Genomic DNA, 9,054 nt, shown 5'->3' on the forward strand with positions numbered 1-9,054 from the left:
GACCTCTGCCGGCGCGACTTCCTTGAACGCTTCCAGCGGAGGGATCAAGTCCCGAGACCGTGAAAGCGACGAAGGTCGCGGGCGGTCGAGGCGGGGAAAGCGCCGGCGATCGGTGCGATCACCCTTGTTCGTGGAGCCCGATTGTTATATGAACGCCGCCGAACCGACGAGACGGCCGTGTCGCGCACCGACGCGGCCTCGTCTTTGTCGAACCTCATCGACACGATCGCGTGAGCGCGGCCGCCGAACCCGGCAGCGGTGTCACGGAACGGGGCACGACCATGAAGCAGGGCATCCATCCCGACTATCACACCATCAAGGTTGTGATGACCAACGGCACCGAGTTCACCACGCGCTCGACCTTCGGCAAGGAAGGCGACACGCTGAACCTCGACATCGATCCGTCGTCGCATCCGGCGTGGACCGGCGGTTCGCAGCAGCTGCTCGACCGCGGCGGCCGCATCTCCAAGTTCAAGGACAAGTTCAAGGGCTTCGGTCTCTGATCGACCCTTCGGACCCGTCCGAAACGATTGCCCCGGCCGAAAGGCCGGGGTTTTTCGTTTTCGACCCGCGTGTCGCGGCCGCCGCCGGCGAGAACGACGAAGGCCGGCGCGAGCGATCGCGCCGGCCCTTCTGTCCCGAAACGGGACGGATCGTCAGTCGTTGCGGCCGAAGGCGTGGGCGAGGAGGCCCAGCTGGTCGGCGACCGGGTTCGGCGCCGGTGCCCGTTCGGTTTCGGCATAGATGGCGTCGTCGAGCTTGCGGATGCGCTCCTGCAGGCGGCGCGAGCGCTCGACCAGATCGCGCAGCGTGTCCGGCACCTCGTCCCAGCCGGGGCCGGTGCGATCGGCGGGGCGATCCTCGATGCGGACCTTGGACTTCTCGAGGCCTGCCTGCTGCTGCGTCATTTCGCCTTCGTTGACGGCGCGCTGCAGCAGGAGCCAGGAGGCGAGCTGCATCAGGCGCGTGGTCAGGCGCATGGATTCGGTGGCGTAGATCAACGAGGCGGCGCGCGACAGACCGCGGCTCTCGGAACGGCCGGGGCCGTCGAGATAGGATGCGGTCTCCTCGACCAGCGCCATGCCTTCGCGGAAGAGCTGGCGGAAGGTCTCCGATCCGGCGAAGCGCGACGCGAAATCGACGGTCTCGGCGGCTTCGGTCTGGTCGGTGGGAACGTCCGGGTTCATCGCCATCTCCTCGAGCGACACGCGGGACCTGCCCCGAAGCGGGACACCGCGCGTTTCATCGACCTTCCCGTCGCAAGAGCCATGCCGTGTCCGGCGGGGAGGCGCGACGCGCGACCGCCGGCCGTTGTCGCCGCGGTCTCGGAAAAAAGGAGAGCCGCGGGATGCGCGGCTCTCGCCGAGTCTCTTAGGAGGCAACGAGCCGAGTGGGCAAGCCACTCGCGATCCGGAAATTCCGGATGTCACCATCATCGATCGGAAACCTTAATCGACGATGAAACGGCGCGCCATACGCCGCCGCTTCGGGCGTCGCCCGCGGCTGCGGACCGCGCCGCCGGGCGGATCGACGATCACGTCGTGGAGATCTCGACCGCGTCCAGTTCGCGGTCGCAAAAAAGACATGACCCACTGCGAGGAAGACCTCGCGAACGGCATCGCGGCCCGTCGTCTTCCGGTGGCGGCCGGATTCACGAAGGGTAAACCACGCTGATCGTTCACCGGGGACGAAAGTCACCTTCGAGTTGCATCGAAAGATTCGGTCAAGACTCGATCGGTCACAATTGTCTCAAAATCGGAGGATCTTCGAGGGGAAGATCCGGAGAGGACCCAAGGTACACGTCATGACTGCCGGCCAAAACGTCAACGCCAGCGAACTTCTCGGCAAGGCCCGCCTTTCCGTCCACGAAATGACCGATCTGATCGCCGCCATGGTTTCGGATCTTCCCACCGTCAAGTCGGTCGCGGTCGACGGCGACGGCGGCGAGATCTTCGTCGCGCTGACGACGGGCAAGCGCATCGGCATCGCCGCCATTCCGGTGGCCCATGCGATGAACGAGTCGATGGACAGCCGCCTTCAGGCGCTGGACGACCTGTTCAAGCGCTGCGCCTGAACCACCGTCCCGTCCGGCTCGACCGGACCCGAGTTTCGCGAGCGCCGGGCGTGGAGACACGCCGCGGCGCTCGGTGTTTTCTGGGGCCCTTCACGCCGGCCGCCACTCCATGACCAGCGTCGGCAGACCGGAGCGCGGGTTGCGCCCCTCGCCGACGCGGGCGAAGCCCTGTTTCTCGTAGAAGGCGACGGCGCGGGCGTTGTCGGCGTTGACGTCGAGACCGACGCGGCCGGGCGAGACGCGGCGGGCCTCGGCGAGCAGCGCCTCGGCGAAACCGGCGCCCCAGACGGACGGGTGCACGGCGATCTGGTCGAGCCAGCCGGTCTTGGGATCGATCGTCACGAAGCCGCGGACGTCGCCGGTCGCCGACATCGCCACCGCGACGTGGACGCCGTTTGCGAGATGCTCGGCGATCCGGTCGACCAGCCAGCCGCGACGGGCCTCGAAGTCGATCTCCGGCATGGTCTTCGTCCACGACGCCACCCAGAGATCGACGATCTCGGGCAGGTAGGCGTGGACGAACGGGAGGACCTCGCGGAGCGTGCGGGCGAGGTCGGGGACGGCGTCGCGGGGACCTTCGCTGTCGCTCAACGGTGGCTCCTGATGCTGCCCACCGCTCAACGGTCGGTCAGGCGGATCTCGATGCGGCGGTTGCGGGCGTAGACCTCTTCGGTCTTGCCTTCCTCCAGCGGCTGGAACTCACCGAAGGCGGCGGCGACGAGGTGTTTCGGCGAGACGCCGGCCTCGACCAGTCTGCGCACCACGGCGATCGATCGGGCGGCGGAGAGTTCCCAGTTGGAGGCGAAGCGGCCGGCGATCGGGCGTTCGTCGGTGTGGCCGTCGACGCGCAGCGTCCAGGGCACGTCGGCGGGGATCTCGCGTTCGAGGTCGCGGATGGCGGCGGCGATGCGGTCGATGGCGGCGCGGCCGGCGTCGTCGAGGGCGTCGGAGCCGACGGGGAACAACACTTCCGACTGGAAGACGAAGCGGTCGCCGACGACGCGGACGTCGGGGCGGTTGCCGAGGATCTCGCGCAGCCGGCCGAAGAAGTCGGAGCGATAGCGTTGCAGCTCCTGCACCCGCTGCGCCAGCGCCACGTTGAGGCGGGCGCCGAGGTCGGCGATCTTGGTGCGGCTCTCCTTGTCGCGGCTCTCCGAGGCGTCGAGCGCCTCCTCGAGCGCGGCGATCTGGCGGCGCAGCGCCGAGATCTGGCGGTTGAGCAGGTCGACCTGGGCGAGGGCTTCCGCCGACAGCCGCTTCTCGGCGTCGAGCGCCGCGCCGGCGCCGGCGGCGGCACCGGCGCCGGAGGCCGCGCTCTTCTCCAGCGCGTCGATGCGAGTGCGCAGGGCGTCGCCTTCGGCGCGGGCGTCGGAGAGACCGGCGCGCAGGCGCGTCGCCTCGCTCTCGACGTCGGCCTTGCCGCCGCGTTCCAGGGCGAGCAGCTCGGTCAGTTCGGCGATCTGCTTCTGCAGACGGACGAGGGCGCTGTCCTTGCCGGTGATCTCCTTCGACAGGAAGAACTGCGCCAGCATGAAGACCGACAGCAGGAAGATCACCACCAGGATCAGCGTCGACAGGGCATCGACGAAGCCCGGCCAGTAGTCGATCGGTCCTTCGCGGCGACGGCGGGCGAGGCGCATCGTCACCTCCCGTCGGCGGGCGTGTCGGCCGGCGCGCGGGCGGGCGTGCCGCCGTCGGGATCGAGGGCGCCGGCGATGCGGTCGAGCGCGGTCAGCGTGGCGCGTGCGGTCTCGCCCTGGGCGTCGATCAGGCCGCGGATCTGCGCCTGTTCGGCGCGCACCTCGGCGACGAGGCCACGCAGGCTCTCGGCGAGTTCACCCAGCGCCGAGGCGGTCTTGCCGCCGCCGGTCGAGCCCATCTCGGTGAGGCGCGCCAGACGGTCGATCGAGCGCTGGAGCCCCTCGACGCCGGAGCCGGGGCGGTCGAGCTCGAGATCGGTCTCGGTCGCCAGCCAGTCCTCGAGCTCGTTGTAGAAGCGGTTCTGCGCCGCACCCGCCTGGAGGTCGAGGAAGCCGATCACCAGCGAGCCGGCGAGGCCGAAGAGCGAGGACGAGAAGGCGAGGCCCATGCCCGACAGCGGTTTGGCGAGGCCGGTCTTGAGATCCTCGAAGACGGCGCCGAGGTCGGAGGCGCTGCCGTTCAGCGTCTTCAGCGTGTCGCCGATCGAGGAGACGGTCTCGGAGAGGCCGGTGAAGGTGCCGAGCAGGCCGAGGAAGACCAGCGTCGCGGCGATGTAGCGGGTGATCTCGCGCGTCTCGTCGAGGCGCATGCCGATCGAATCGAGGATCGAGCGGGTCGTCGTCGGCGTCAGCCCGGCGGTGCCGCGATCGCCGATCAGCGCCGCCATCGGTCCGAGCAGGCGCGGGCGCGGCAGGGCGGGGGCGGTCGGATCGGCGGCGCGGAAGGCGTTGACCCAGCGCACTTCGGCGAAGAGGCGGATCACCTGGCGCATCGCCAGCAGGATGCCGAGCGCGGCGACGAAGAGGATGAAGCCGTTCAGCGCCGGATTGGCCGAGAAGGCCGCCATGGCCTGGCGCTGGAGGATCACGCCGACGAAGCCGGCGATCACCAGGAAGATCACCATCCGCCAGAGGAAGACCTGCGGGGAGGAGAGGCGTTCGTGTTCGTGTCTCGGTGCCATGTCGTGTCTCGCGGGGTGGCGGCAGGATGAACGCCGCCGGGCCGCGAGACAAGCACGGATCGGTCACGCCTTCGCGACGATTCGACGACGGCGGGTGCGACCGCGAACCGAGGTCCGCGATCAGGCCTCGGTGATGACCTTGGCGACGCGCTTGTAGACGTTCTCGTTGCCGCAGATGACCGAGCCGGTCTCGAGCATGCGCTCGCCGCCCTTGAGGTCGGTGACGAAGCCGCCGGCCTCGCGCACCAGCAGGATGCCGGCCGCCATGTCCCAGGGCTGCAGGTCGCGCTCCCAGAAGCCGTCGAGACGGCCCGAGGCGACCCAGGCGAGGTCGAGCGAGGCGGCACCGAAGCGACGGATGCCGGCGACCTCGCGGCTCAGTGCGCCGACCTCCTTCAGCCAGCGGGCGTGATCGCCGTGGCCGAGGAAGGGGATGCCGGTGCCGATCACGCATTCGTGAAGGTCGCGGCGGGTGGCGACGCGCAGACGGCGATCGTTGAGGAAGGCGCCGCCGCCGCGCTCGGCGACGTAGAGCTCGTCGAGGATCGGATTGTAGACGACACCGGCGACGATCTGATCGTTGCGCTTCAGCGCCACCGAGATGGCGAACTGCGGGATGCCGTGGAGGAAGTTGGTGGTGCCGTCGAGCGGGTCGACGATCCAGGTGTGGGTCGGGTCGGAGCCCTCGACCACGCCGCCTTCCTCGAGCAGGAAGCCGTAGGTCGGACGGACGCGGGAGAGTTCCTCGCGCAGGATCGCCTCGGCCTTGCGGTCGGCGGCGGAGACGAAATCGGCCGGACCCTTGTGGGAGACCTGCAGGTTCTCGACCTCGCCGAAGTCGCGCACGAGCGAGCGAGCCGCCTTGCGGACGGCGTCGACCATGACGTTGAGGAGTGCCGAGCGTGCCATCGTGTCTTTCCGAGTTTCGTGGAGCGGCCTCTCGTCACCACGAAACGCCGCTCGATTCAAGAAAAAAGGCGCTCAGGGGCGCGGAGCAGGCTTGTCGGCGCCGCTCGCGGCGGCGTCGCCCTCCTCGGCCTCGATACCGGCGTTGCGGGCGTCGAGGCGGTCGGCCTCGCGGGTCGCGCGGGCGCGGTCGGCGTCGGAGAGGTCGGCGAGACGCGTCTCCAGCCAGACGTCGGCGAGGCCCTGGCGCTTGGCGAGGATGTGGAAGGTGAGGGCGGCGACCGGGTCGGGCTGCGTGCCGATGCCGGCGGCATACATGCGCGCCAGCCGGTTGCGACCGATGGCGTTGCCGCGCAGCGCCGAGCGGCGGAACCAGACGAAGGCGTTCTCCGCCGACTTCCGCACGCCGCGGCCGTTGATCAGCATCAGCGCGAAGTCGACCTCGGCCGCCTCGAAGCCGGCGGTCGCGGCCTCGCGCATCCACCGGGCGGCGGCGACGGGATCGGCGTGCGCGTTGTCGGGATCGGACAGCATGGTGGCGTAGGCGTATTGCGCCTCGATGTTGCCCTGCTCGGCGGCGCGGCGCATCCAGTCGGCGGCCTTGTCGACGTCGTGCGGGGCGTAGCGGCCGTCGAGCATCATGACGGCGCCGTTGAAGAGGGCGATCGGCTGGTTCTTCTCGGCGGCGGCGGCGAAGAGCGTCCAGGCGCGGGCGTCGTCGCGGGGCAGGCCGCGGCCGGCGAGCAGCATCTGGGCGAGTGCCGCCTGGGCCTCGCGGTCGCCCTTGTCGGCGGCGAGCCCGTACCAGCGGGCCGCCTTGGCGAGATCGGCGGGCACGCCGAGGCCGCCCTCGTAGAGCGTGCCGATCATCGTCATGGCGGCGGTGTCGCCGGCCTCGGCGCGCGGGATCGCCAGCGCCATGGTGGCGAGCCAGCGGCCGCGCTGGAAGGCGGAATAGACCGGGTCGGCGTCGTCGGGCGTCGTCGTCGGCACGGGCGAGAGGGTGGCGCCCTCGAGATTGGTCGGCGCCTGACCGGGGGCGACCGGCACCAGCTTCGGCGCGAAGGCGCCGGCCGGGATCGACGGGGCGGCCGCGGGCTTCTTCGGCGCCTCCTTCTTGGCCGCGGGCTTCGTCGGCTTCTCGGTCACGGCGAAGGCCGGCGCCGCCGCGAAGGGCGCCGCGGCGAGCGTCGCGAGGAGGAGAAGACGAAGCGTGCGGCGCGGGGCCATGGCGATCAGGCCTCCGCGAGGCGGCGGGTCGCCTCTTCGAGGGCGGCGACGGGGCCGCGCGGATCGGCCCAGATCGCGTCGCGCAGGGCGACGAACTCGGCGCCGGTGGCGGCGGCCTCCTCGAGCGAGGCCAGCGTCGAACCGGCCATCAGGATGACCGGCGGCTCGAACAGCGGCACCCACCAGGTGGCGAGGTCGAGGGCGCGGGGATCGGCCTCGGGCGCCTCGGGGCGGTCGAGGCTGCCGAAGAAGACGTAGTCGACCTGGGTCTCGCCGGCTTCCATCGCCTCGTGGCGGGTCTCGAGACCGCCGACGCCGACGATGCCGGCGGGGTGGAAGGTCTCGAGCGCGGAGCGCAGGTCGGCGATGCCGGTGTCGACATGGATGCCGTCGGCCTTGGCGCGGCCGGCGGTCCGGGTGTCGTTGCGCACGGTGACGGCGACGTCGTGCTTCTGGGCGATCGGGGTGAGGAGCTCGGCGATGCGCTGGCGCGCCATCTCCGATCCGGCCTCGAGCGCGACGATCAGCGAGGCGACGTCGCCGGCGGCGAGCGTCTGGTCGAGCACCGCCGGGAAGGTCGAGACGTCGACGTCGCGCGGGGTGACGAGGCAGAGACGGGGCACGGGCGATATCCTCGGAAAGAGCGGCGCGACCGGCATGGCCGCGCGTGGTGTCTTCCTATGGGATTTCGGCACGACGGTGGCAAGGGGGAAGGGTGTCGCTCGGGCGACGCGATGCGCGGTGAAATATCCGAAAAGAAACGGCCCGGGATCGCTCCCGGGCCGCATCTTCATTCGTGTCGACCGCGTCTCACGCCTTGCGCAGGCATTCGACGCCCGGAAGGGCCTTGCCCTCGAGCCACTCGAGGAAGGCGCCGCCGGCGGTCGAGATGTAGGTGAAGTCGTCGGCCGCACCGGCGTGGTTCAGCGCCGAGACGGTGTCGCCACCGCCGGCGACCGCGACGATCGCGCCCTTGGCGGCGAGTTCGCCGGCCTTCTTGGCGACCGCGTTGGTCGCGGCGTCGAAAGGCTCGATCTCGAAGGCGCCGAAGGGGCCGTTCCACACCAGCGTCTTGATCGTGGTGTCGAGCAGACCGATCACCGCGGCGACCGAGGCCGGACCGGCGTCGAGCACCATCTCGTCGGCCGCGATCTCGCCGTTCTTCACGACGCGATTGGCGGCACCGGCCTTGAACTCCTTCGCCGCGACGCCGTCGACCGGCAGGACGACGGTGCAACCGGCGGCCTTGGCCTTCTCGACGATCTCACGGGCGGTCGGAGCCAGATCGTGCTCGCACAGCGACTTGCCGACCTCGACGCCCTGGGCGGCGAGGAAGGTGTTGGCCATGCCGCCGCCGATGATCAGGTAGTCGACCTTCTCGACGAGGTTGCCGAGCAGCTCGAGCTTCGAGGACACCTTGGCGCCGCCGACGACCGCCGCGACCGGACGGGTCGGGGCCTCGAGCGCCTTGGTCAGCGCGTCGAGTTCGGCCTGCATGCAGCGACCGGCATAGGCCGGCAGCTCGTGGGCGAGGCCCTCGGTGGTGGCATGCGCCCGGTGGGCGGTGGCGAAGGCGTCGTTGACGAAGACGTCGCCGAGCGCGGCGAGCTTCTTCACGTGCGCCGGATCGTTCTTCTCTTCGCCCTTGTAGAAGCGGGTGTTCTCGAGCAGGAGGACGTCACCGTCCTTCATCTCGGCGATGGCCGCTTCCGCCACCGGGCCGATGCTGTCGGCCGCGAAGGCGACCGGACGGCCGAGGCGCGAGGCCAGCGGCGCGACGACCTGCTCCAGCGAATACTTCGCTTCCGGCCCGTCCTTGGGACGGCCGAAGTGGGCGAGCAGGATCACCTTGCCGCCCTTGTCGGCGATCTCGGTGATGGTCGGCAGGACGGCACGGATGCGGGTGTCGTCGGTGACGACGCCGTCTTCCATCGGTACGTTCAGATCGACGCGGACGAGGCAACGCTTGCCCTTCACCGCGGCGTCGTCGAGGGTCTTGAATGCGCTCATGACGAATTCTCCGGTCGGAGGTGGATGAACGGGCCGGCCGCGACGCGGCCGACCCTTCTTTTCGCCCCAAACTCGGTCGCGGTCAGATGAGCTTGCCCATCGCGACCGCGGTATCGCTCATGCGGTTGGAGAAGCCCCACTCGTTGTCGTACCAGGAGAGGACCGACACGAA

At 70.0% G+C, this 9,054-nt stretch carries 10 protein-coding genes; 2 read left to right on the forward strand and 8 right to left on the reverse strand.

Features of this window, described 5'->3' with window-relative positions; translation table 11 throughout:
- Positions 1 to 281 precede the first annotated feature (281 nt).
- Positions 282 to 503 carry a 50S ribosomal protein L31 gene (rpmE, locus tag ACT541_RS17290; protein WP_476138346.1) on the forward strand — a complete coding sequence of 74 codons (222 nt, stop codon included), beginning with the start codon at positions 282 to 284 and terminating at the stop codon, positions 501 to 503.
- A 153-nt stretch (positions 504 to 656) separates the two neighbouring features.
- Here rpmE and rcdA read toward each other — a convergent pair whose 3' ends face one another.
- Positions 657 to 1,187: a protease adaptor protein RcdA gene (gene rcdA / locus ACT541_RS17295; protein WP_476138347.1), complete on the reverse strand. Its 531-nt coding sequence runs from the start codon at positions 1,185 to 1,187 to the stop codon at positions 657 to 659.
- A gap of 617 nt (positions 1,188 to 1,804) precedes the next feature.
- On the opposite strand from rcdA, the gene ACT541_RS17300 reads away from it, so the two are divergent.
- Positions 1,805 to 2,074, forward strand: a complete 270-nt coding sequence (locus ACT541_RS17300) for a hypothetical protein (protein ID WP_476138348.1) — start codon at positions 1,805 to 1,807, stop codon at positions 2,072 to 2,074.
- A gap of 90 nt (positions 2,075 to 2,164) precedes the next feature.
- Here the strand turns inward: ACT541_RS17300 and ACT541_RS17305 are convergent, their stop codons facing one another.
- The 7 genes from ACT541_RS17305 to ACT541_RS17335 form a co-directional block, all read right to left on the reverse strand.
- Positions 2,165 to 2,665, reverse strand: coding sequence for a GNAT family N-acetyltransferase (locus tag ACT541_RS17305; protein WP_476138349.1), 501 nt, complete (start codon positions 2,663 to 2,665; stop codon positions 2,165 to 2,167).
- A 26-nt stretch (positions 2,666 to 2,691) separates the two neighbouring features.
- A complete protein-coding gene (locus tag ACT541_RS17310) occupies positions 2,692 to 3,714 on the reverse strand; it encodes a peptidoglycan -binding protein (RefSeq protein WP_476138350.1) in 1,023 nt (340 codons plus the stop codon).
- A gap of 2 nt (positions 3,715 to 3,716) precedes the next feature.
- Complete coding sequence (locus ACT541_RS17315; RefSeq protein WP_476138351.1) at positions 3,717 to 4,736, reverse strand: flagellar motor protein MotA; 1,020 nt, start codon at positions 4,734 to 4,736, stop codon at positions 3,717 to 3,719.
- Positions 4,737 to 4,856: 120 nt separating this feature from the next.
- Positions 4,857 to 5,645 (reverse strand): inositol monophosphatase family protein, encoded by a 789-nt coding sequence (locus ACT541_RS17320; protein ID WP_476138352.1) that lies wholly within the window; start codon positions 5,643 to 5,645, stop codon positions 4,857 to 4,859.
- A gap of 72 nt (positions 5,646 to 5,717) precedes the next feature.
- On the reverse strand, positions 5,718 to 6,872 hold the full coding sequence (locus ACT541_RS17325) for a tetratricopeptide repeat protein (protein ID WP_476138353.1): 1,155 nt from the start codon (positions 6,870 to 6,872) through the stop codon (positions 5,718 to 5,720).
- Between the two features lie 5 nt (positions 6,873 to 6,877).
- The gene (locus ACT541_RS17330) at positions 6,878 to 7,495 is read right to left on the reverse strand and encodes a thiamine phosphate synthase (RefSeq protein WP_476138354.1); all 618 of its coding nucleotides are present in this window, start codon (positions 7,493 to 7,495) and stop codon (positions 6,878 to 6,880) included.
- Positions 7,496 to 7,682: 187 nt separating this feature from the next.
- On the reverse strand, positions 7,683 to 8,882 hold the full coding sequence (locus ACT541_RS17335; protein ID WP_476138355.1) for a phosphoglycerate kinase: 1,200 nt from the start codon (positions 8,880 to 8,882) through the stop codon (positions 7,683 to 7,685).
- Positions 8,883 to 9,054: the final 172 nt, after the last annotated feature.

It is taken from the genome of Pinisolibacter sp. DMC100 (assembly GCF_056313705.1).